Source organism: Nitratireductor aquimarinus (assembly GCF_017255295.1).
Classification (GTDB): domain Bacteria; phylum Pseudomonadota; class Alphaproteobacteria; order Rhizobiales; family Rhizobiaceae; genus Nitratireductor; species Nitratireductor aquimarinus.
The window spans coordinates 367,302-386,313 of record NZ_JAFKDE010000002.1 but is presented as its reverse complement, the minus strand read 5'-3'; the positions used below and the strand labels follow the sequence as shown (position 1 = coordinate 386,313).

Sequence of the window (19,012 nt, the reverse complement as noted above, 5' to 3'; positions counted from 1 at the left end):
CACCGCCCTCTATTGCTTCGGCGCGTTGGTCCGCTCGCCATATTCGTTTGCGCCAGGATCGCCCGGATAGAGACACAGAACGATGAAGGCGAGGATCGAAACCATCGGAACGAAAAGTGCGAAGGCGAACATGCCGGACTTTCCGAAATCGTGCAGGCGCTTGACGCCAAGCGCGACCGAGGAGAATGCCGACAGCATGAACATGCCCCAGAAGAGCAATGCCCACACGCCGCTGGCGCCGCTGCCTTCCGGCGCCAGGGTGAAGCGGTAAAGCACTAGGGCCTGCAGGACCGCCAGAAGCAGTCCCGCCAGAAAGAAAGCCGCGCGGCTGACCCGTCCGGAGAAACCCAGGAACAGCCATGAGATCTGATTCTTGGTCATCGCGCCGCTCCGCCTGCCCGTTAGTCGCGCAGGAGTTCGTTGATCGAGGTCTTGGAGCGTGTCTTCTCGTCGACACGCTTCACGATCACCGCGCAGTAAAGGCCGGGACCAGGCTCGCCATTGCCCATGGGCTTGCCGGGCATGGAGCCGGCGACAACCACCGAATAGGGCGGCACTTCGCCATAGAAGATCTCGCCCGTGGCGCGATCGACGATCTTGGTCGACTTGCCGATATAGACACCCATGCCGAGCACCGAGCCTTCGCGCACGATGCAGCCTTCGACCACTTCCGAACGCGCGCCGATGAAGCAGTTGTCCTCGATGATGGTCGGGCCGGCCTGCATGGGCTCAAGCACGCCGCCAATGCCAACGCCGCCGGAAAGGTGGACGTTCTTGCCGATCTGCGCGCAGGAGCCGACGGTCGCCCAGGTGTCGACCATGGTGCCCTCGCCCACATAGGCGCCGAGATTGACGAAGGACGGCATCAGGACAACGCCCGGCGCGATAAAGGCCGAGTGCCGCACAACGGCGTTGGGCACGGCGCGGAAACCGGCCTTCTCGAACTCATTGGCGCTCCAGCCATCAAACTTGGAGGCAACCTTGTCCCACCAGACCGCATCGCCCGGTCCGCCCTTGATGATCTGCATCGGGTTGAGACGGAAGGAAAGAAGCACCGCCTTCTTGAGCCACTGGTTCACCTTCCAGGAGCCATCCTCCTGACGCTCTGCGACGCGGGCCTTGCCGCTGTCGAGCAGACCGAGAGAGGCTTCGACGGCCTCGCGGATCTCACCACGGGTCTCAGTCGAAACGCCGTCGCGCTCTTCGAATGCGTTTTCGATTGTCTTTTCCAGCGCGGCGACATCGATGTTCGTCATGCTTGCGGCTCCATTGAACAAGCTGTTAAGGGCTCAGCCATAAGTTTGGGAGAAGGACCCAAGGCCGGCGCGGAAACTATGCGAAGCGCGTGTGGCGGTCAATCACGGGATCGCGCGCCAGCGCGGCAAAGCACCGAAGGACGGAAACAGGAACATGAAAACCAAAGACGAGAATGGCTGGACGCCTCTGCCGCATTCCGACGAGGATCTGCGCCGCGCCCGCCAGGTGCCCGATACGCCCCAGACCCGCGCGGACACCTATCGCCTCGCCTGGAATGACGAAGACTTCATGACGCGGCGCGAGCTGCGGCCCGTGCGCCTGCAGCTGGAGCTCTTGAAGCCCGAAATGGTGCTGGCCGAGCGTGGCATCCGCTCGACCGTGATCCTGTTCGGCGGCGCGCGCCTGCCCGAGCCCGGCGGTGACGCCTGGGCGGCCAAGAACGAGACGCAGCGCAAGAACCTCGAAAAGAACAGCCGCTACTATGAAGAGGCGCGCAAATTCGCGCGGCTGTGCTCGGTAGAATCGGCAAAATCCTATTACCGCGAATATGTTGTGGTGACGGGCGGTGGCCCCGGCGTGATGGAAGCCGGCAATCGCGGTGCTGCCGATTGCGGCGCGCCCTCCATCGGTCTCAACATCGTGCTGCCGCATGAGCAGGCGCCGAACGTCTATGTGACACCGGAACTCTGCTTCAACTTCCACTATTTCGCGATCCGCAAGATGCATTTCATGATGCGCGCGAAAGCCGTGGCCGTGTTCCCCGGCGGTTTTGGCACGATGGACGAGCTGTTCGAATCCCTGACGCTGATCCAGACCGGCCGCATGGAGCGGGTGCCTGTCATTCTGTTCGGCAAGGAATTCTGGGAAGGCGCGATCGACCTCGGCTTCCTCGCCGAGCAGGGCACCATCTCCCCCGGTGACGACGAGCTGATCACCTTCGTCGACACGGCGGAGGAAGCCTGGGAAAAGATCTCCGCATTCTACGAACTGTGAGAGGCTGATCAAAACGCATGAAGGCAAGCCCTGCCGACACGAGCTGGTTTGAAAGCCTGCGCCGCGATGCGAAGCTTTTCGCGGTCGTGGGCCTTCTTTCGCTCGTCATAGGCCTGTTGCAGCCGCTCGCAGTGGCGGCTGCCGCCCCGGCCTCCTACGGCTTCGTCATCTGCACGACCTACGGGGTCGGCAAGGCGGCTGACGGGAACCGCCAGCACCCGCGAAACGCCGAGTGCCCGCTTTGCCTGACAGGGCATTCCTGCAGTTTTCAGTTTGCACCGGCAACGCCGCCGCTTCCCGCGACCGCGCTTCAGACACCGGCGCGCGAACGCAGCATTCGCGCCGCATGGCGGCAACCTGCCCGCCTCTCGACACGGGGCGACACGCCGCCCTCGATCCGCGCACCGCCCCTGACTGCCTGACACCGCCAAACCGGGCTTCGGCCCTTTGAAAGATCAGACAGAAAGACAGACAATGCGCTTCAACATTCTCCTCGCGGCTGCAGCCGCCCTCCCCCTTCTTGCATTCAACGCCAGTGCGGAAAGCACGCCAAAGGCGGACGCGGCGACAAGCGAAACCGCCGACGCCACGATGAGCCATGCCATTCAGGCCGGCGACCTCAGGATCAGCGATCCGTGGGTGCGCGCGATGCTGCCCGGCCAGCCCGCAGGCGGTGGCTATCTGGTGATCGAGAACACCGGCGCGGAAGACGACACGCTCACGGCCCTCGCCTCGCCGCGCGCCGGCAAGGTGGAAATCCACACGATGGAAATGAACAATGACGTGATGGTGATGCGCCCGGTTGAAGGCGGCCTGACCATTCCGGCCGGTGAGAGCGTGACGCTGGAGCCCGGCGGCCTGCACATAATGTTCATGCAGGTGGAGAAGGGTTTTCAGGAAGGCGAGACCGTTCCGGTGACGCTGGAATTCGAGAAGGCCGGCAAGGTGGAACTCGAGCTTATGGCCGGGCCGGCGCGTGGCGGCATGCCCGAAGCGGGGCATAACCACTAGCAACGACGCTCCTGCCATTAGAAGCCCCTGGGGCAAAAGTCATTGGGGCAGAAGCCACCGGGCGGGGCGTGATCGCGCCCGCCCGATTTTCGTTCGGGATCAGACCCGGATGTTCTTCAGGAAATCGGTGAGATTGTCGGTGACGAAATCGACATCGTCTTCTTCATCCGGGTCCTGTTCCCAGATTTCCGCGAACGCCGGTTCGAAATTGTTGGGCACCACGAGAACCGTGGTCATGCCGAGTTTCTTCGGAACGGCCAGATTGCGGGCCAGATCCTCGAACATCACGGCCTTTTCGCCCACCACCCGGTGAAGGGCCAGAAAACGGTCATAGGTGGCCGCAGCCGGCTTGGGCAGAAGGTCGGCGGCGACGATGTCGAAAATATCGTCGAAATGGTCGAGCACGCCGAGCTGACGCGCCGCACGCTCTGCGTGACCGCGATCGCCATTGGTGAAGATGAACTTGCGCCCGGGCAGCGCGCGGATCGCGTCACCAAGCTTCGGATCGGGATCGAGCCACGAATAGTCGATGTCGTGGACCTTTTCGAGGAAGTCGTCCGGGTTGATGTTGTAGCGCTTCATCAGCCCGTTGAGCGTCGTGCCGTATTCCCTGTAGAGATCCTTTTGCAGCGCTCTCGCCTCTGTGCGGTCGAGCTGCAGAAGCTCGGACACATAGGCCGTCATCTTCACATCGATCTGCGAGAACAGATTGCTGTGATGCGGATAGAGCGTGTTGTCGAGGTCAAACACCCAATCGGTGACGTGGGTGAAGCGGTCGGGAGCGGGCTGGTTTCTCATGCCTCCGTTATGGCAGACCTTCCGCGCCACCGGCAATCCGGTTGCGGGGGTTTTCACCTGCCAGGTGAGCACGTGTCTTGTGCCAGTGCGGCTTCATTGTCCGTCGGATGCCGGGACAGGCAAACGGTCCACGTTCAGTCCCTTTTTGATGCAGAAGGACTGGGTTCGCGAGAGCGTGCCCACGTCCAGGCGGTTCCTCGCATTCTCGCAGGCGCCCGCGCTGTTGAACTCCGCAGACGTCATTCCGACGGTCCGGAAGCCCAGATAGATCGTGACCAGAACGTATTTCATCCTCTGCTCTCCTCGTCTTCAAGAGGGTGGCAGGCCAGCACTTGGATTGGGTCGATCCTGTCTGGGCAGAGGCCTGTAAGTGGCAGTTTTCTTTCGCTGCCGCGGTGACTATACACGTTTGCGACAACATCCCAAGGCAATTGAGCCGGAAGACGACAGAAGGCGAAGCATGGAACTCTGGATACCGATCACCATCGCCGCCGCCTTTCTGCAGAACCTGCGCTCCGTCGGTCAAAAGCACCTCAAGGGTGTGATGGGAACGACCGGGGCGACCTTCGTGCGCTTCGGGTTCGGCATGCCCTTCGTGCTTGCTCTGTGGCTGGCGCTGCATTTTGCCGCCGGCTACGGGATCCCCGAAATTCACGGCACCTTTCTTGCCTGGACCATTCTTGGCGGACTGGGGCAGATCTCCGCGCAGTTTCTGCTGATCTATCTCTTTTCCTTTCGGAATTTCGCTGTCGGCACCGCTTATTCGCGCACCGAACCGGCGCAGGCCGCGATCTTCGGTCTCGTCCTGCTTGGCGAGGTCGCCGGTTTCGGCGCGCTGGTTGCCATCGCGGTGACGGTGATCGGCGTGATGCTGATTTCGGTCGCCCGCGTGCCGATGAGCTGGGGCAATCTGTTCCGCTCGCTGATCAGCCCCACGGCGCTGATCGGCCTTGCCTCGGGCACGCTGTTCGGCGTGACGGCGGTGGCCTATCGCGCGGCCTCGCTCTCGCTTGGCGGGCCGAACTACCTGATGCAGGCGACGACGACGCTCGCCGTCACCATCAGCTTTCAGACCGTCATCATGCTGGCATGGATGCTGTGGCGCGACCGCGCCGAGGTGGGCAGGATCGCGCAGGCCTGGAAGCCTTCGCTCTTCGTGGGCTTCGTCGGCGCTGCGGCATCGCTCGGCTGGTTCACCGCCATGACCCTGCAACAGGCGGCGGTGGTGAAGGCGCTGGCGCAGATCGAGATGATCTTCACCTTCGCCTCCTCCGTCTTCTTCTTCCGTGAACACATCAACCGCACGGAAGTGGCAGGCTGCCTGCTGATCGTCGCGGGCATTCTGCTGCTGGTGCTCTGGTAGGCTACTTCTGGCAGGCTACTGGCCGTTCCAGGCGGAGGCGTCCGGCGAGCGGGCGCGTTCGCCAAAGAGTTCGAGCGCCGCGTTGAGCCCGTTGATGGCCGCCGGCCAGCCGCCATAGGCCGCCATCTGCAGGATCACTTCCAGAATTTCGCGTTCGCCCGCACCCGCCGCCAGCGCATGCTCGATGTTCACCTTGAGCTGGGGCGCTGTCTGCCCGCCAAGCGCCGTGAGCGCTGCCACAGTGGCGAGCTGGCGCGTTTTGAGGTCGAGCCCCTCGCGGGCGTAGAAACGCCCATAGGCGCTTTCGATCAGCGTTTCTGAAAACCCCGGCAGGACCGCATCATAGCGCTCTGACAAAATATCTTCGAGATCGGGATTGAGCCTTGCGGCGATGGCCCGCCCCTTTTCGAGCGCGGACGCATTTGCGGCGGTTTCAGCGACGGTTTCAATGGTCATGGGTCTGGTCCTTCCGGCCGTCTTCGGCGCGGTGGCGCGCTTCGATTTCGGCATAGTTCATGATCTTGTAGTCGAGCAGTTCGACGCATTCCTGAAGTTCGGCGATCTTCGCCAGAACCAACATGCGCTGATGCTCCAGCATCTCGCGGCGCTCGGCGGAGCTTCCTTCGCCCTCACGGCGCAGACGCGCATAGGTCTCGACATCGGCAAGCGGCATGCCCGTGGCCTTCAACAGCTTGATGAAGTTCAGCCATTTGACGATGTTGTCGTCATAGGCGCGCTGGCCGCCCTGCCGCCATGGCGGATCAATGAGGCCGAGCTTTTCGTAATAGCGCAGCGTGTCGATGCTCAGGCCGGTGCGCCTTGCCACTTCGCCAATCTTCATGCGGCCTCCCCGACTGGCGACAGCGCGTCTTCGAGCCGGGCGCTGTCCTCACAGAACTGATAGTGTGTGATCTTGCCTTCGCGCACGCGGCAGCGCAGCACCCATTCGCTGAAGAAGCGCTTTCCGGTCGCGGCGACGATGTGGTCAAGCTGCCCGCTGGCGAAGGCAACGCCCTCACCCGCTCCAAGGTGCTCCACCGTGAGCGACTGGCTTTTGAAGGTGCGTCCGAGTGCGGCAAGGAAGGTGCGGAAGCCATCATGCCCGCAGCGCGCGCCATAGGGCGGAACGGAGGGCTTCGGCTCGGCGCGGACGCCAATGATGACGGCATTTTCCGCCACGAAGGCGCAGGCCCCGTCGACATCGCCTGCCTTCAGCGCCGCAAGGAAATTCTCGATGATGATCTGCTCTTGCATGTGTGCATCTCCATTGTGTGCACACATGCATCTACTTGCTGGAGTGAACTCCAGGTCAAGCGGGTTTTCGCGTTTTTTCCGCAGCCGTCCCTTACGGAACGATCAGCGTGCCCGCGCCATGCTCGGTGAAGAGCTCGAGCAGCACGGAATGCGCGGTCTTGCCGTTGAGGATGACGACACCTTCGACGCCCCGCTCAATCGCCTGGATGCAGGTTTCAACCTTGGGGATCATGCCGCCGGAAATCGTGCCGTCCTTGATGAGCGCGCGCGCTTCGGCGACCGTCAGCTCGTCGATCAGGTTCTTGTCCTTGTCGAGCACGCCCGGCACGTCGGTCAGGAACAGGAGGCGCGTGGCGCGCACAGCACCGGCAATCGCGCCGGCGAACGTATCGGCATTGATGTTGTAGGTGTGACCGTCGCGGCCGGGCGCGACCGGAGCGATGACGGGGATCATTTCAGAATGGGCCAGAAGGTCCAGTAAAGTGCGGTCGACCTCCACCGGCTCGCCGACGAAACCGAGATCGAGCACGCGCTCGATGTTGGAATCGGGATCAACCACCGTCTTGTGCGCCTTTTCGGCAAACACCATGTTGCCGTCCTTGCCGCACAGGCCGATGGCCCATTCGCCCTCGGCGTTGATGAGCGCCACGATTTCCTTGTTGATGGAGCCGGCAAGCACCATCTCGACGATCTCCACGGTCTTCGCGTCGGTCACGCGCAGACCGCCCTCGAACTTCGATTCGATGCCCATTTTCTTGAGCATGGCCGCGATCTGCGGGCCGCCGCCATGAACGACGATGGGGCTGACGCCGGACTGTTTGAGGAGCGCGATATCGCGGGCGAAAGCCTGCCCAAGCGCATTGTCGCCCATGGCGTGACCGCCATATTTCACGACGATGGTCTTGTTCTCATAACGCTGCATGTAAGGCAGCGCCGCCGAAAGAAAGCGCGCCTGTGCTTCTGCAGTTTCCGTCATGTCCGTCATCGCGTTATTCCCCAAAGTCAAAACGGCGGTTTCATAAAGCATTTTTCGCAGCAAGTGAAATGATCTTGCATGCCCCGGACACAAAAAGCCTGATCCGCGCGGCAGTCGCCCCCTTGCCTTTGTCTGTGCGCGCCCTAGCTGATCTGCAAACCCGCCTTCCCACAAGTCGACAATCCGCCTAATCTTCCGCCCATGACGCCAGATGAGATAACGAAGCTGATCTTCAGAACCGCGCTCCGGGAGCGTGCGGCGTTCGATCTGCTTTATCGGCACACGAGCGCGAAACTCTTTGGCGTCTGCCTGCGTGTCTTGAAAGACAGGGCGGAGGCCGAAGAGGCGCTGCAGGAAGTCTATGTGAAGATATGGACCAAGGCCGACCGGTTTGCCGCGTCGGACCTGAGCCCGATCACCTGGCTCGTGGCGGTGGCGCGCAATCACGCCATCGACCGGCTGCGGGCGCGCAAGGCCCCGACGGAAGAACTGGATGAGGCGAACGCAATTGCCGACCCCGCGCCGACCCCCGAGGCCATGGCTCAGGCCGGCAGCGAACGGCGGCGCATCGACGCCTGCCTTGCCGAACTGGAGGCCGACCGCGCCACGGCGGTGCGGGGAGCCTATCTCAACGGCGACAGCTATGCCGAACTTGCAGCACATTTCGACGTGCCGCTCAACACAATGCGAACCTGGCTGCGGCGCAGCCTGCTCAAGCTCAGGGAATGCCTGGAACGATGACGGTGGCAGACGAACACGGACCGGACAGACGCGACGGGGACGATCTCGTTGCAGCCGAATATGTGCTGGGCGTTCTCGCTGCCGATGAGCGCGCCGCCGCCACGCGCCGCATCGAAACGGAACCCGAATTCGCGCGTCTCGTGGAACGGTGGGAGGCGCAGCTTGCCCCCATGGCCGACGCCTATGAACCGGCGGAAGCGCCCGCCCGTGTGAAGACAGCCATCGATGCAAGCCTGTTCGGTGCGGGCCCGCAGACCAGCCGACCGGGGTTATGGTCGAGCCTCGCATTCTGGCGCGGTTTCGCCGTGGCGGCGCTTCTGGCCTTTGCCGCCTATGTCGCGCTGACCTATACCAGCCTGCCCTTCGGTGCACCGCCGGTGGCCGAGCAGCGTTTCGTCGCCTCCCTCGCCCATGACGACACGGATGTGCGTTATCTCGCGGTCTATGACGGGACGAAACGCGATGTCTCGCTCTCGCATGTTTCGGGCGCGCGGCCCGATGGGCGCGACTTCGAACTCTGGGCCATAGAGGGCGACAATGCGCCGGTTTCTCTGGGCATCATTCCGGTCGGGTCCAGCGTTCACGTTGCGCTGAGCCAGGCGCTCGGTGAGGCCATCGACGCCGGTGCGGTCTTCGCCATCACCACGGAGCCGCTGGGCGGATCGCCATCGGGCGCGCCGACGGGTCCGGTGGTTGCGCTCGGCGACCTGCGCGACATCTGATTTCGGCCTTCTTCAAAAAAAATCGAACTTTTTTTGAAACTCTCCGCGGAAGGCATCCGTGGCTCCTCGTGTTCCCAAAAGGGCCGGCCATGAAGGCGGTCCCGCAAACGAACCTGAGGAGTTTAGACATGCGCAAGATCACTGCTTCCCTTCTCGCCGGCTCGCTCGCTCTCGCTTTCACGGGATCGGCTCTGGCCGAAAACCCGATGGTTGGCGGCGCAGCCATGTATGCCGACAAGAACATCGTCGAAAACGCGGTCAACTCGAAAGATCACACCACGCTGGTGGCTGCCGTGAAGGCTGCAGGCCTGGTCGACACGCTGTCCGGCGAAGGCCCCTTCACCGTGTTTGCACCGGTCAACGCCGCCTTTGAAAAACTGCCGGACGGCACGGTCGAGACGCTGCTGAAGCCGGAAAACAAGGACCAGCTTTCCACGATCCTGACCTGTCACGTGGTCGCGACCGAAGCCATGTCCGATGCCATCGGCAAGATGATTTCCGATGATGGCGGCAACCACCCGGTCAAGACCGTTGGCGGCTGCATGCTGGAAGCCAAGATGGACGGCGACAACATCACCCTGACCGATGAGAACGGCAATGTGGCGACTGTGACCATTGCCGACGTCGACCAGTCGAATGGCGTCATCCACGTCATCGACACGGTGCTTCTGCCGAAGGGCTGATCGCAGATTGCTTTCAGGCATCTGGCACGCATCTGGAGGGCGGCTTCGGCTGCCCTTCAGTAACCCCTCATCTCACACCGACTTGACTTGGAGGTGATGGATCACCGGGCTTAGGGTCAGCCCGAATCCTCCCGGAATTCCCGGCGTTCAATGCACGGCATGATGTGCGAAGGAGTTTGACGATGAGACGGCGTAATTTTCTTTATGGCGCGGCGGGCGCTTTCGCGACCCTGACCGGAGGCGCATTTATGGCGCACAAGCGCCCCGGCGGCAGCGCCATGGCCGAGACCTTCGAGATCACGAAGACCGAAGACGAATGGCGCGCCATCCTGACCGAACAGCAGTTTGCGGTTCTGCGCGAAGAAGCGACGGAACGGGCCTTTACGAGCCCGCTGAACAATGAGAAGCGCGCCGGGCTCTTCCATTGCGCAGGCTGCGACCTGCCGCTCTATTCATCTGAAGTGAAATACGATTCCGGCACCGGCTGGCCAAGCTTCTGGGAAGCGCTGCCGAACGCCATCGGCACGCGGCCGGACAACTCGCTGTTCATGACCCGCACCGAGTGCCACTGCCGCCGCTGCGGCGGTCATCTGGGCCACATCTTCGATGACGGACCGCAACCGACCGGCAAGCGCCACTGCATCAATGGCGTGGCCATGCAGTTCAGGCCCGGCCCCACAATGCCCAGCTAAGTCTGCGCCCGGGTGAGCCTGCGCCCGGCTGAGCCTGCTCATTCTCGTCTTCGCGCGTCAGCCGTCCGAGACGGCGCGCGCGATGGCGTTGCGCAGTTCGTCCATGCCATGCCCCTTCTCCGAAGAGGTGGCGACGATCTCCGGATAGGCTGCGGCGCGCTTCTTCAGCTGCGCTTCGGTATCGGCAAGCAGCCGCACCACTGCGGGCGGTTTGATCTTGTCGATTTTGGTGAGCACCACCTGATAGGAAACGGCAGCCTTGTCGAGCAGGTCCATGACCTCCTCGTCATTCTTCTTGATGCCGTGGCGTGCGTCGATCAGCAGGAAGACGCGCTTCAGCGTCACCCGGCCTCTCAGATAATCGAACACCAGTTCCGTCCAGGCGTCGACCTGCGCCTTGGGCGCCTTGGCGAAGCCATAGCCCGGCATGTCGATGATCGCCATGGGCGGCATGTCGCCATCGGCGCCGGAATAGCCATCGGGGACGAAGAAGTTCAGTTCCTGCGTGCGGCCCGGCGTGTTGGAGGTGCGCGCAAGACCACGCTGCGCGATGAGCGCATTGATGAGCGACGACTTGCCCACATTCGAGCGACCGGCGAACGCCACTTCTGGCGGCCCTTCCGGCGGCAAAAACTTCATTGCAGGCGCGCCGCGCAGGAACACCCACGGCCGCAGGAAACTCGTTCGGTCGATCTGCCGGCCGATCTGCTGCTCAGTCTGCGCGTTGCCGGTGGCTGCGCCATCTTCTGATGCGTTCACGCCATCATCTCCATTATCGTTCAGATGACGGCATCAAGACTGGCGAGGCTTTTGTCAACAGCGCTGTTGGGGAAACCGCACCGGACGCACCGCTCAGGCGGTGCCGAGAACCTGCATCGCGCCGAGGTCGCGGCGGCGCGGCTGGCGGCTCGCCTCGAGCAGAGCGCGGCCCAGATAGTCGAGATCGGCGGCTTCCTGCGGCTGCCATCCGCAGGAACAGGAGCCCGGCCCCTGATGCGCATCGGCCGTTTCGCGATAGATCACGCCAATGGCCCGCACGGCCTCGCGCATGACGATCATCGGCGGGAGGCCCGTGCGCTGCATGACCTCGCTCATTTCCTTCATCAACTGCATGCGCAGATGCATTTCCGCCTCTTCGCGGCGACGCTCAAATCCAGTCATCTGTGAAACGCAGTCCCTTCTAATTGCTTGGCTGGCCGGTGCGGGAGCGAGGCGACGAAATTCATGCCCGCCGATGCGGCGTGCAGCTCCCGGCACGCCTCATCGAGCTCGCGCATGGCCTCGAACAGCTTTTCCCGATCCCGGCAGTGCGCGTCGAACAGGGCAACGAACAGCGTGTTTGCGCTGTCATGCGGCTCCGGCGCGTCGTTTGCGCGGGAAAGGCTTTCTGCGGCGGCGGCCTTGGCCGCCTTCACCTTGGAGCGCAGGCGCTCGACACGCAGGAGCTTGCCGCGATGACGTTCCAGCTCCTGCGTTTCGCAAGGATGGTGAGGTGCAAAGTCACCAATCGGATCCAGATGTATCATGTCGCCTGTCTCTCGGCTTTCCGCCCCGAAGGTTCGGAGCGACCCGACCACAGACACAATACTTTACTGAAAAAGTCAAGTTTAATGAGGAAGGGATGAAGGCCGCCTCAGCGGGCAGCCTTCAGGGCCTCCAGATCCGCACCGCGAATGGCCGCAAGGTTGCGGCTGATCTTCTCGGCGGGCCAGGACCACCATGCGATATCGAGAAGCGCCGCCACGGTTTCCGGCGCAAAGCGCACGCGCAGGACACGGGCCGGATTGCCCACGGCAATCGCATAGGGCGGAACGTCGGAGGCGACCACGGCGTTCGCGCCGATCACCGCCCCGTCGCCAATGGTGACGCCCGGCATGATCTGCGCCTGTCGGCCGATCCACACATCGTTTCCGACAATCGTGTCGCCGCGCCCGTGCTCCAGATAGGTCCGGGCGTCGAAACCTTCCTCCCAGCCATTGCCGAAAATGTTGAAGGGAAAGGTGGAGAAGCCGGTCATGAGGTGATTTGCGCCGTTCATGATGAACGTCGAGCCATGGGCGATGGCCACGAAATTGCCGATGACCAGCCGGTCGCCCAGAAAGTCGAAATGGTAGAGGACATTGTTCTCCTCGAAACGCTCCGCGCCCTGCGGATCGTCGTAATAGGAGAAGTCGCCCACCTCGATATTGGGACGGGTGATGAAATTTTTCAGGAACACGGTGCGGGGAAAGCCGGCCATGGGATATGGCGTGGCGGGATTGGGTCCGTGCATGAGGACCTCCTTGATCTCAACAAAGGGGAAGAAAACACCGCCTCCGGCATGCGGAAAACGGACCGGACCTGAAGTCACGGCGGCGTGTCTGTTGCGGTCCCCTTAGTTGTTCATCGAAGGCTCTCCCTGATTACGGCCCCTTTCATAGCGGAGGCACGGCGCGCGGGCAACAATGGCAAAACGTCAGGAAGACGCCGCCATGACGCCCGCTCCAGCGTGGCAAGAACGGCCAATGCAAAGAGCGGACGGTCATGACGGCATCCTCATCAGGTTTGCGTCGAGCGTGGATCAGGCGACATCCCAGACGCCGGTCTGCGCCGTACGGCGGACAAAATCGGAGAAGTCGCGCGGCGGGCGGCCGAGCAGCTTCTCTACATCGTCACTCACGCTTTCATTGCGCCCGTCCAGAACCTCGGTGAACAATTCGCGCATGAGGGCCACAAGCGGCTCCTCAAGCCCCTGCTGGCGCGCGCCTTCCACGAAGATGTCGACCGGGATCTGAATGAAGCGGATGTCACGCCCGCACGCCTGCCCGATCTCGCTCACCATGTCGTCAAAGCGCATGGAACGCGGGCCTGTGAGCGTGTACGCCCTGCCCGCATGACCTGGCTGCGTGAGCGTGACGAAGGCCACGTCGGCGATATCCTCAACGTCGATGAAGGGCTCGCGCACATCGCCGACGGGCAAGGCGAGTTCGCCGGCCAGGATCGCATCGAGAAAGAAGGCTTCGCTAAAATTCTGGAAGAACCAGTCCGCGCGCAGGATCGTCCAGTCGGCCCCGCTCTGCATCAGGAGCTGCTCTGCGTGCTCGGCTCCTTCTTCGCCCCGGCCCGACAGAAGCACCAGCCGCTTTACGCCTTTCTCCAGCGCGCGCTTCGCAAACGCATCCACCGTCTCGGCAGCGCCCGGCACCGCGAGGTCCGGATAATAGCTGACATAGGCGGCACCCACGCCATCAAGCGCTGCATCCCATGTCTCCGGCTTTTCCCAATCGAACGGGATCTCGCTGCTGCGCGAGACGGCGCGGACGGGAATGCCCGCCTCGCCGAGCCGCGCCGCAACGCGGCGGCCGGTCTTGCCCGTGCCGCCGGTCACGAGAATGGGTCGGGCTGGGTCGATCTGCTGGTCTGTCATGCTGGCCTCCATAAAGTGATAAACTCTCACATTTGCAAATGTGATAAATCCTCATATTATTGATGTCAACAGCAATGTGAGCATCCCTCACAAAAGGATTTCGATGTCTGAGACGGAAACCGGCCACGGCGCCAGCATTCGCAAGAGGCCCATGCAGAAACGCGCTCAGGAGCGCGTGGAGCGCATTCTTGCGGTGGCGACACAGATGATTGCGGAAGCAGGAAGTGATCAGCTCAGGATGAGCGATGTGGCCGCGCGGGCGGGCATCTCCATCGGCTCGCTCTACCAGTATTTCCCGGACAAGGCCGCCATCGTCCGCACGCTGGCCGAGCACTACAACGAGGCGGGCCGGGATTGTATCTGTCAGGGGCTTGATGGCGTCTCCAGCCCGAGCGAGCTGGAACAGGCTTTCACGGAGCTGATCGACGAGTATTACGCGATGTTCCTCTCGGAGCCCGTGATGCGAGACATCTGGTCGGGCACGCAGGCCGACAAGGCGCTTTGCGATCTGGATCTGGAAGATGCGCGCGCCAATGCGCAGGAACTGGCTGCTGCGATGCTGCGCGCCAAGCCAGCGCGCGACCCGGACGCCACGGCCTCCACCGCCCTTCTGATCATCCATCTGGGCGAGGCGACCATGCGGCTGGCGATCCAGATGCCTGAAGCGGAAGGCCGCCGTCTGGTGGACGATTACAAGCGCATGGCGCTGCGCGAACTGCTCGATTAAACGCGCCGGACCTGCAGCATCCGCGCACAGACGGATGAAGCGCGGCGGCCAATCGCCCGAAAACAAAAAAGCCCCGGTCAAACCGGGGCTTTTTCTTTGATTACCGCCTATTCGGCAGGTTTTGGCTTCTTCTTGAACAATCCGGCCAGATTGTCCCAGAGCTCGATCTTCGCGCCCTGGCGCTTCATGATCACGCCCTGCTGGACGATGGAGAGGAAGTTGTTCCATGCCCAGTAGATCACCAGACCGGCCGGGAACGTGGCCAGCATGAAGGTGAAGATCACCGGCATCCAGTTGAAGATCATGGCCTGCGTCGGATCCGGCGGCGTCGGGTTCATGCGCATCTGCAGGAACATGGTGACACCCATGATCAGCGGCCAGACGCCGATCATCAGGAAGGCCGGAACGTCGTAAGGCAGCAGACCGAACAGGTTGAAGATCGACGTCGGATCGGGAGCCGAAAGGTCCTGAATCCAGCCGAAGAACGGTGCGTGACGCATTTCGATGGTGACGTAAAGCACCTTGTAGAGCGAGAAGAACACCGGAATCTGGATCAGGATCGGCCAGCAGCCGGCCAGCGGATTGATCTTCTCTTTCTTGTAGAGCTCCATCATCGCCTGCTGCTGCTTCATCTTGTCATCCGCATATTTCTCGCGGATTTCGAGCATGGCAGGCTGAACCTTCTTCATGTTCGCCATGGACTTGTAGGACTTGTTGGCGAGCGGGAAGAAGATGAGCTTGACGACAACCGTGGTGGCCAGGATGGCCAGGCCGAAATTGCCGAGCAGTTTGTACAGCCAGTCGATGAGGAAGAACATCGGCTTGGTGAGGAAGTAGAACCAGCCCCAGTCGATCAGAAGCTCGAACTGGCGCACGCCATCGGCCGTCTCGTAGGCGTCGACAACATTGACCTCTTTCGCACCGGCGAAAACCATCAGCTCAGAGGTGACCGAAGCGCCATCGGCGACCACGATCTCGTCTGTCAGATAATCGGCCTGGTAGCGCGGGGTGGTGTCGCCGGAATAGGTGTAGCGCGGCTGGAAGTCCTGACCGGTACGGGGGATCATCGTGACCGCCCAGTACTTGTCGGTGATGCCGAGCCAGCCATCGGACGACTTGCCGGGCGTGATGCGCTTTTCTTCCTCGACGTCGGAATAATCGATTTCCTGCAGGCCTTCCTCGCCGGTCACGCCGATGAGGCCCTCATGCAGAATGTAGATGCCGGAGGTCGCGGGCGTGCCGATGCGGGTGGTGCGGCCATAATTGCGCAGCGCAACCGGAGCGCCGGAAGCATTCTCCACCGCGTCCGACACGGTGAACATGTAATTGCCATCGACCGAGAAGGTACGATTGAAGGTCAGGCCCTTGTCGTTGGTGAAGGAGACCGTGACAGGCGTATCGGGGGTGAGAACCTCGCCCTCGGTGATGGTCCACTGGGTGGACGGACCCGGCAGCGCGCCAGCGGCTTCCGAACCCACATAGCCGGTCTCGACATAATAGCCGTCAGGACCGGTCGAGGGGTTGAGAAGCTGGATGTTCGGCGAATCCTTGTCGACCGTGACCCGGTAATCCTTGAGGAGCAGGTCGTCGAGACGTGCGCCGGTCAGATTGATGGAGCCCGAAATGCGCGGCGTGTTGATCTCCACGCGCTCGCTGCCGGCAATCGCCGTCTCGCGGTCGGCAGGCACGGCCGCCTGACCGGCAGTTCCCGGCACCGCACCGGCTCCGCTGGTCGGGGTGGGAATATCGCTGTTCTCACCGTTGGATTGCGCAAGGGCCTGTGCGGCTTCCGCGGCCTGCTGCGTTTCGATCTGCGCGATCTCGCGCTCCGACTCAATGCGCGGGTTCATGTAGAACACCTGCCAGAGCGTCAGGATCACCACGGAGAGCGCGATCGTGATGAGAAAATTGCGATTGTTATCCATCAAGGTCCTTGCCCTTTCCGCGCCGGTTCTCGGTTTCTCCGATACGGCGGGAAAGCTCGTCTTTCAGGGAGGCGAACGGTGCATCAAGCACAGAACGCCGCGCCACGATCACATAATCCTTGCCGGCGGCCATGTCGTGGACCGCGTGGAGGCGGCAGGCTTCTTTGAGCCGCCGGCGCACGCGGTTTCGAACAACCGCGTTGCCGACTTTTTTCGTTACCGTAATGCCCAGCCGCGGCGGATTTTCATCCCCACGATCAAGCACTTCCAGCAAAAAAAGCCGCCCGCGCCGTTTTTCACCGCGACGGACAGCCAGAAATTCGGCGCGCTTTTTAAGACGCGCCGGGGGTGGGACGGCTGGCCGGTCCGTCATCTTTCCGGCCTCGCCTCCGAACCTTATGCGGACAGCCGCTTGCGACCACGGCTGCGACGCGCTGCAATAACGCGGCGACCGCCCTTTGTGGCCATGCGGGCGCGGAATCCGTGCCGACGCTTACGAACGATCTTGGAAGGCTGATATGTACGCTTCATTTATTTAATACCGCGGAGTGCGGCCCTTCTTTATTCTGTTTCTTTGAACAGGAGCTTCGCTTTTTCGGGCATGTCCGAAGGCGTGACAACACGCCGCCAGACGCAAGGCCCAAGCGTGGCGGGCTTATAGGATTATGGATGCGTTGAGTCAATCAAAACGGCGCTTCACAGGCATTACCGCGTCAAACGGTCCCCATGTGAAATGCGGGACGGGGCTTCATTCCACCGGGATCTTCCCTGCAACCGCCCTCTCGGAGGCGTGAGAACTGCCGGCCATTCCTTCTGCGACACCGGCCCGGTCTGCGGCGCTGCGGTTCTGGCTCATCTTGTTCTTGCCCTCAAGACCGGTGATGGGAAGCCGCAGCCCGATGATCCCGCGCAGCTGCCCCCTGAGGAAGGGTGCGGGCGCATCCGATATCGACCAGACCTCCGGTCGTTCGGCCTCGTGCAGATTGGTCAGCCGCTCCACCACATCGCGAAGCCGCGCCTCATCATCGAAGAATTCGATCGGGCCGCGCGCGTGAACCGCACTGTAGTTCCAGGTGGGGACGACCTTTTCATGCTCCTTCTTGGAAGCATACCAGGAGGGCGAGACATAGGCGTCAGGCCCCATGAAGATCGCCAGCGCATCACTCAACGGTGCATCCTTCCACTGCGCATTGGCGCGCGCGAAATGGCCGTAAAGCGTGCCGAAAGGACCTTCGGTTTCGTCAAGGAACAGGGGAAGAGGACTGGCATGCAGCCCGTTGGCCCCGAAAGTGACGACATTGGCGAGCCGCGCCGCACGCATCAGACCGTGAAGCGATGCGAGTTCTTCAACGCGAAAGGCGGGCGGACAATACATCAAGGCTCATCTCCTCCGGGAATGAACCAGACATAGAACGCTTCGCCATCGCGCAAAAGAACCGCGGCCACCTTGCACAACCGGAAAGCCGCTGTGGCGTAACAGGCTGCAGAGAGATTAGCGGCGGCGCTCCATGCCCTGCCGGAACTGCTCGAAGATGTTTTCGACGCCACGCTCATAATCGTCGCGCGTCTGGCGTCCGGTCTCGAACATCTGGCCGAACAGATCGTCATAGGGATTGCGCGGACGCCCGCTCGGATTGGGCTCGGGTTCCGGTTCGCGACGGGTCTGCGATGCGCCCTGACCGCCCCTCAGGAACTGATCGAAAATATCGCCAAGCGGGTTGTTGCCCTGCCCGCCGGAGGGAGCGCTGCGCCCGGAAGAACCGCCTGCACCGCCACCGAACATGCCCTCAAGGATCTGCCCGAACGGATTGTCTGAAGGGCTCATGCCCGAAGGCGCGCGGCTGCGCGACTGCGTGGAACCCGGCTGCTGCCCCATCTGGCGCATCATCTGCTCCATCAGGTCACCCAGCATGCCACCACCGCCGGCCTGCGCCTGCGTCTGGCGCGGCTGCGCGCCGGGCATCTGGCCCGTCGACTGTTTGAACAGGCCACCCATGATCATGGAGGCGAGCACCGGCAGCATCTGCTTGATCATGTCTTCGCCAAGCCCGGTCGCCTGTGCGGCGTGGCTGGCCACGGCGCGGCTCACATCCTTGGAGCCGAAGAGATGGCCAAGAATGCCATTGCCCTCGGTCATGCCCTGCGCGCTGAAGGCGCTTGCCGCATCCTCGAAATATTTGGCGTGCTGGCCCGACGCCAGCGCGCCAAGGAAATTGCCCGCGCCATAGGGGTCGGCGGCGTTGCGCTTCAGGCCCTGGCTGAAAGCCGGCAGAAGCGCTTCCATGGCCTGCTGCGCCTGATCCTGCGAAATGCCGAACTGCCGGGCGAACTGGTCCACGCCCTGTCCCTGACCGGCATTGTTGAGCATCTCGAACAGCGGAAGCATGGGCATCTCCTTAGTAATCCCGCCAGCGTCACCCCGACGGTGATTGGCGGATAGCAAACCATTGTTTCAGGAAGATAA

The 19,012-nt window shown here is 62.3% G+C and carries 27 protein-coding genes; 9 read left to right on the top strand and 18 right to left on the bottom strand.

What is annotated here, in order from left to right; genetic code table 11:
• Positions 1-9 precede the first annotated feature (9 nt).
• On the bottom strand, positions 10-381 hold the full coding sequence (locus JYP46_RS02215; protein ID WP_113154312.1) for a DUF805 domain-containing protein: 372 nt from the start codon (positions 379-381) through the stop codon (positions 10-12).
• Positions 382-401: 20 nt separating this feature from the next.
• Positions 402-1,256, bottom strand: coding sequence for a 2,3,4,5-tetrahydropyridine-2,6-dicarboxylate N-succinyltransferase (gene dapD / locus JYP46_RS02210; RefSeq protein WP_113154311.1), 855 nt, complete (start codon positions 1,254-1,256; stop codon positions 402-404).
• Positions 1,257-1,410: 154 nt separating this feature from the next.
• Here dapD and JYP46_RS02205 point away from each other — a divergent pair, with 154 nt between their 5' ends.
• The 3 genes from JYP46_RS02205 to JYP46_RS02195 are packed head-to-tail and all read left to right on the top strand — an operon-like array spanning position 1,411 to position 3,261.
• Positions 1,411-2,250, top strand: coding sequence for an LOG family protein (locus JYP46_RS02205; protein WP_206547137.1), 840 nt, complete (start codon positions 1,411-1,413; stop codon positions 2,248-2,250).
• 17 nt (positions 2,251-2,267) lie between these two features.
• Positions 2,268-2,672 carry a DUF2946 family protein gene (locus tag JYP46_RS02200; RefSeq protein WP_206547136.1) on the top strand — a complete coding sequence of 135 codons (405 nt, stop codon included), beginning with the start codon at positions 2,268-2,270 and terminating at the stop codon, positions 2,670-2,672.
• A gap of 52 nt (positions 2,673-2,724) precedes the next feature.
• On the top strand, positions 2,725-3,261 hold the full coding sequence (locus tag JYP46_RS02195; protein ID WP_206547135.1) for a copper chaperone PCu(A)C: 537 nt from the start codon (positions 2,725-2,727) through the stop codon (positions 3,259-3,261).
• Between the two features lie 99 nt (positions 3,262-3,360).
• On the opposite strand, the gene JYP46_RS02190 is transcribed toward JYP46_RS02195, so the two are convergent.
• Positions 3,361-4,059 carry a pyrimidine 5'-nucleotidase gene (locus JYP46_RS02190; RefSeq protein WP_113156190.1) on the bottom strand — a complete coding sequence of 233 codons (699 nt, stop codon included), beginning with the start codon at positions 4,057-4,059 and terminating at the stop codon, positions 3,361-3,363.
• 93 nt (positions 4,060-4,152) lie between these two features.
• Entirely contained in the window at positions 4,153-4,350 is a 198-nt protein-coding gene (locus tag JYP46_RS02185; RefSeq protein ID WP_206544705.1) for a hypothetical protein, read from the bottom strand.
• 169 nt (positions 4,351-4,519) lie between these two features.
• On the opposite strand from JYP46_RS02185, the gene JYP46_RS02180 reads away from it, so the two are divergent.
• Positions 4,520-5,422: a DMT family transporter gene (locus tag JYP46_RS02180; RefSeq protein WP_206547134.1), complete on the top strand. Its 903-nt coding sequence runs from the start codon at positions 4,520-4,522 to the stop codon at positions 5,420-5,422.
• Between the two features lie 15 nt (positions 5,423-5,437).
• On the opposite strand, the gene JYP46_RS02175 is transcribed toward JYP46_RS02180, so the two are convergent.
• The 4 genes from JYP46_RS02175 to argB form a co-directional block, all read right to left on the bottom strand.
• Positions 5,438-5,878: a carboxymuconolactone decarboxylase family protein gene (locus JYP46_RS02175; RefSeq protein ID WP_206547133.1), complete on the bottom strand. Its 441-nt coding sequence runs from the start codon at positions 5,876-5,878 to the stop codon at positions 5,438-5,440.
• The gene (locus JYP46_RS02170; protein ID WP_206544702.1) at positions 5,868-6,263 is read right to left on the bottom strand and encodes a MerR family transcriptional regulator; all 396 of its coding nucleotides are present in this window, start codon (positions 6,261-6,263) and stop codon (positions 5,868-5,870) included. The genes JYP46_RS02175 and JYP46_RS02170 overlap by 11 nt, the downstream gene beginning before the upstream one ends.
• Positions 6,260-6,676 carry a nuclear transport factor 2 family protein gene (locus JYP46_RS02165; protein WP_162742248.1) on the bottom strand — a complete coding sequence of 139 codons (417 nt, stop codon included), beginning with the start codon at positions 6,674-6,676 and terminating at the stop codon, positions 6,260-6,262. Before JYP46_RS02165 ends, JYP46_RS02170 begins: the two co-directional genes overlap by 4 nt.
• A 91-nt stretch (positions 6,677-6,767) precedes the next feature.
• Positions 6,768-7,661 (bottom strand): acetylglutamate kinase, encoded by an 894-nt coding sequence (gene argB, locus JYP46_RS02160; RefSeq protein ID WP_206544701.1) that lies wholly within the window; start codon positions 7,659-7,661, stop codon positions 6,768-6,770.
• Between the two features lie 192 nt (positions 7,662-7,853).
• Between argB and JYP46_RS02155 the strand changes: the two genes are divergently transcribed.
• The 4 genes from JYP46_RS02155 (at position 7,854) to msrB (ending at position 10,490) form a co-directional block, all read left to right on the top strand.
• Positions 7,854-8,393, top strand: coding sequence for a sigma-70 family RNA polymerase sigma factor (locus tag JYP46_RS02155; protein WP_206544700.1), 540 nt, complete (start codon positions 7,854-7,856; stop codon positions 8,391-8,393).
• Positions 8,390-9,115: an anti-sigma factor gene (locus tag JYP46_RS02150; protein ID WP_206547132.1), complete on the top strand. Its 726-nt coding sequence runs from the start codon at positions 8,390-8,392 to the stop codon at positions 9,113-9,115. Before JYP46_RS02155 ends, JYP46_RS02150 begins: the two co-directional genes overlap by 4 nt.
• A 128-nt stretch (positions 9,116-9,243) precedes the next feature.
• Entirely contained in the window at positions 9,244-9,798 is a 555-nt protein-coding gene (locus tag JYP46_RS02145) for a fasciclin domain-containing protein (RefSeq protein WP_206544698.1), read from the top strand.
• 182 nt (positions 9,799-9,980) lie between these two features.
• Positions 9,981-10,490 (top strand): peptide-methionine (R)-S-oxide reductase MsrB, encoded by a 510-nt coding sequence (gene msrB / locus JYP46_RS02140; RefSeq protein WP_206547131.1) that lies wholly within the window; start codon positions 9,981-9,983, stop codon positions 10,488-10,490.
• Between the two features lie 57 nt (positions 10,491-10,547).
• On the opposite strand, the gene yihA is transcribed toward msrB, so the two are convergent.
• The 5 genes from yihA to JYP46_RS02115 form a co-directional block, all read right to left on the bottom strand.
• Positions 10,548-11,195, bottom strand: coding sequence for a ribosome biogenesis GTP-binding protein YihA/YsxC (yihA, locus tag JYP46_RS02135; RefSeq protein WP_113156189.1), 648 nt, complete (start codon positions 11,193-11,195; stop codon positions 10,548-10,550).
• Positions 11,196-11,342: 147 nt separating this feature from the next.
• Positions 11,343-11,651, bottom strand: a complete 309-nt coding sequence (locus JYP46_RS02130; protein WP_206544696.1) for a hypothetical protein — start codon at positions 11,649-11,651, stop codon at positions 11,343-11,345.
• Positions 11,648-12,016: a hypothetical protein gene (locus tag JYP46_RS02125; RefSeq protein WP_206544695.1), complete on the bottom strand. Its 369-nt coding sequence runs from the start codon at positions 12,014-12,016 to the stop codon at positions 11,648-11,650. The genes JYP46_RS02130 and JYP46_RS02125 overlap by 4 nt, the downstream gene beginning before the upstream one ends.
• A gap of 107 nt (positions 12,017-12,123) precedes the next feature.
• The gene (locus tag JYP46_RS02120) at positions 12,124-12,762 is read right to left on the bottom strand and encodes a CatB-related O-acetyltransferase (protein ID WP_206547130.1); all 639 of its coding nucleotides are present in this window, start codon (positions 12,760-12,762) and stop codon (positions 12,124-12,126) included.
• Positions 12,763-13,050: 288 nt separating this feature from the next.
• Positions 13,051-13,896, bottom strand: a complete 846-nt coding sequence (locus tag JYP46_RS02115; protein WP_222473817.1) for an NAD(P)H-binding protein — start codon at positions 13,894-13,896, stop codon at positions 13,051-13,053.
• A gap of 103 nt (positions 13,897-13,999) precedes the next feature.
• Here JYP46_RS02115 and JYP46_RS02110 point away from each other — a divergent pair, with 103 nt between their 5' ends.
• Complete coding sequence (locus JYP46_RS02110; RefSeq protein WP_206544692.1) at positions 14,000-14,623, top strand: TetR/AcrR family transcriptional regulator; 624 nt, start codon at positions 14,000-14,002, stop codon at positions 14,621-14,623.
• 107 nt (positions 14,624-14,730) lie between these two features.
• Here the strand turns inward: JYP46_RS02110 and yidC are convergent, their stop codons facing one another.
• The 5 genes from yidC to JYP46_RS02085 form a co-directional block, all read right to left on the bottom strand.
• On the bottom strand, positions 14,731-16,548 hold the full coding sequence (yidC, locus tag JYP46_RS02105) for a membrane protein insertase YidC (protein WP_206544800.1): 1,818 nt from the start codon (positions 16,546-16,548) through the stop codon (positions 14,731-14,733).
• Positions 16,541-16,921 carry a ribonuclease P protein component gene (gene rnpA, locus JYP46_RS02100; protein WP_113154294.1) on the bottom strand — a complete coding sequence of 127 codons (381 nt, stop codon included), beginning with the start codon at positions 16,919-16,921 and terminating at the stop codon, positions 16,541-16,543. Before rnpA ends, yidC begins: the two co-directional genes overlap by 8 nt.
• A 23-nt stretch (positions 16,922-16,944) precedes the next feature.
• Entirely contained in the window at positions 16,945-17,079 is a 135-nt protein-coding gene (gene rpmH / locus JYP46_RS02095) for a 50S ribosomal protein L34 (protein ID WP_206544691.1), read from the bottom strand.
• 217 nt (positions 17,080-17,296) lie between these two features.
• Positions 17,297-17,923, bottom strand: coding sequence for an FMN-binding negative transcriptional regulator (locus tag JYP46_RS02090; RefSeq protein ID WP_206547128.1), 627 nt, complete (start codon positions 17,921-17,923; stop codon positions 17,297-17,299).
• Positions 17,924-18,040: 117 nt separating this feature from the next.
• Positions 18,041-18,934, bottom strand: a complete 894-nt coding sequence (locus JYP46_RS02085; RefSeq protein WP_206547127.1) for a DUF937 domain-containing protein — start codon at positions 18,932-18,934, stop codon at positions 18,041-18,043.
• Positions 18,935-19,012 lie beyond the last annotated feature (78 nt).

Coding starts and splice junctions, on each gene's coding strand:
- JYP46_RS02195 (WP_206547135.1), top strand. CDS start 2,725: ATGCGCTTCAACATTCTCCTCGCGGCTGCAGCCGCCCTCCCCCTTCTT.
- JYP46_RS02130 (WP_206544696.1), bottom strand. CDS start 11,651: ATGACTGGATTTGAGCGTCGCCGCGAAGAGGCGGAAATGCATCTGCGC.
- JYP46_RS02110 (WP_206544692.1), top strand. CDS start 14,000: ATGTCTGAGACGGAAACCGGCCACGGCGCCAGCATTCGCAAGAGGCCC.
- JYP46_RS02125 (WP_206544695.1), bottom strand. CDS start 12,016: ATGATACATCTGGATCCGATTGGTGACTTTGCACCTCACCATCCTTGC.
- JYP46_RS02150 (WP_206547132.1), top strand. CDS start 8,390: ATGACGGTGGCAGACGAACACGGACCGGACAGACGCGACGGGGACGAT.
- JYP46_RS02090 (WP_206547128.1), bottom strand. CDS start 17,923: ATGTATTGTCCGCCCGCCTTTCGCGTTGAAGAACTCGCATCGCTTCAC.
- rnpA (WP_113154294.1), bottom strand. CDS start 16,921: ATGACGGACCGGCCAGCCGTCCCACCCCCGGCGCGTCTTAAAAAGCGC.
- JYP46_RS02085 (WP_206547127.1), bottom strand. CDS start 18,934: ATGCTTCCGCTGTTCGAGATGCTCAACAATGCCGGTCAGGGACAGGGC.
- JYP46_RS02155 (WP_206544700.1), top strand. CDS start 7,854: ATGACGCCAGATGAGATAACGAAGCTGATCTTCAGAACCGCGCTCCGG.
- JYP46_RS02180 (WP_206547134.1), top strand. CDS start 4,520: ATGGAACTCTGGATACCGATCACCATCGCCGCCGCCTTTCTGCAGAAC.
- rpmH (WP_206544691.1), bottom strand. CDS start 17,079: ATGAAGCGTACATATCAGCCTTCCAAGATCGTTCGTAAGCGTCGGCAC.
- JYP46_RS02170 (WP_206544702.1), bottom strand. CDS start 6,263: ATGAAGATTGGCGAAGTGGCAAGGCGCACCGGCCTGAGCATCGACACG.
- JYP46_RS02115 (WP_222473817.1), bottom strand. CDS start 13,896: ATGACAGACCAGCAGATCGACCCAGCCCGACCCATTCTCGTGACCGGC.
- JYP46_RS02120 (WP_206547130.1), bottom strand. CDS start 12,762: ATGCACGGACCCAATCCCGCCACGCCATATCCCATGGCCGGCTTTCCC.
- JYP46_RS02145 (WP_206544698.1), top strand. CDS start 9,244: ATGCGCAAGATCACTGCTTCCCTTCTCGCCGGCTCGCTCGCTCTCGCT.
- JYP46_RS02200 (WP_206547136.1), top strand. CDS start 2,268: ATGAAGGCAAGCCCTGCCGACACGAGCTGGTTTGAAAGCCTGCGCCGC.
- JYP46_RS02190 (WP_113156190.1), bottom strand. CDS start 4,059: ATGAGAAACCAGCCCGCTCCCGACCGCTTCACCCACGTCACCGATTGG.
- JYP46_RS02215 (WP_113154312.1), bottom strand. CDS start 381: ATGACCAAGAATCAGATCTCATGGCTGTTCCTGGGTTTCTCCGGACGG.
- msrB (WP_206547131.1), top strand. CDS start 9,981: ATGAGACGGCGTAATTTTCTTTATGGCGCGGCGGGCGCTTTCGCGACC.
- JYP46_RS02205 (WP_206547137.1), top strand. CDS start 1,411: ATGAAAACCAAAGACGAGAATGGCTGGACGCCTCTGCCGCATTCCGAC.
- yidC (WP_206544800.1), bottom strand. CDS start 16,548: ATGGATAACAATCGCAATTTTCTCATCACGATCGCGCTCTCCGTGGTG.
- JYP46_RS02175 (WP_206547133.1), bottom strand. CDS start 5,878: ATGACCATTGAAACCGTCGCTGAAACCGCCGCAAATGCGTCCGCGCTC.
- argB (WP_206544701.1), bottom strand. CDS start 7,661: ATGACGGACATGACGGAAACTGCAGAAGCACAGGCGCGCTTTCTTTCG.
- dapD (WP_113154311.1), bottom strand. CDS start 1,256: ATGACGAACATCGATGTCGCCGCGCTGGAAAAGACAATCGAAAACGCA.
- JYP46_RS02165 (WP_162742248.1), bottom strand. CDS start 6,676: ATGCAAGAGCAGATCATCATCGAGAATTTCCTTGCGGCGCTGAAGGCA.
- JYP46_RS02185 (WP_206544705.1), bottom strand. CDS start 4,350: ATGAAATACGTTCTGGTCACGATCTATCTGGGCTTCCGGACCGTCGGA.